Genomic DNA, 575 nt, shown 5'->3' with positions numbered 1-575 from the left:
ATTTCGCCACGTTATGGCTGAACGTACCGGATCCTGATTTTTCAGGGCCCGGAGCGCAGGCCATGACGCCGGCGGACACTTCGGGCATGCTGACGATCCTCGGCTATGCCAAATGGGTTGGATACGTGGTGGCCGCCATCGCCTTGGTCGGGGCATGGGTGGAATACGCCCGCGCTTCCCGCAGTGGCGACGATGCCGGCGCGATCGACAAGATCGTGATTGTCCTGCTCGGCGTCGTCGGCATCGGAGCCGCCACGGGGCTTGTCAGTAGCGTTCTGCAGAACGGCCCCACCAACCTCGGCGGCACGGCGGCGAAGCTGCAGAGCCATTTGTGGTTCTACATGCTCGTGGTGGCATCCATATCTGTGATATCCGGATTCTGCCGGATGATGTGGCGGCATGAGATAGGCCCGGGACGCGATACCCTGGCCTCTCTGCTCCGGCTGATCATCGTGGCCGGCGCCGGCACCACAATAGTGCAGCTCGGCTTCAAGGTCGGCGACGCCTTTTCCACATGGCTCCTGGATGAGGCTAGCGGCAAGGATTTCAGCAAGGCGGTCACCAATGCCTTCGTG

At 62.3% G+C, this 575-nt stretch carries 1 protein-coding gene; it reads left to right on the top strand.

The features are described from left to right. Positions 1–575 (top strand): hypothetical protein (locus CRD60_RS08855; RefSeq protein ID WP_201737256.1); only part of this gene is annotated, 575 nt, incomplete at both ends.

It is taken from the genome of Bifidobacterium aemilianum, assembly GCF_003315635.1.
GTDB classification, from domain to species: domain Bacteria; phylum Actinomycetota; class Actinomycetes; order Actinomycetales; family Bifidobacteriaceae; genus Bifidobacterium; species Bifidobacterium aemilianum.
The sequence above is the reverse complement of the archived record's forward strand: the minus strand, read 5'-3'. Positions and strand labels throughout refer to the sequence as shown.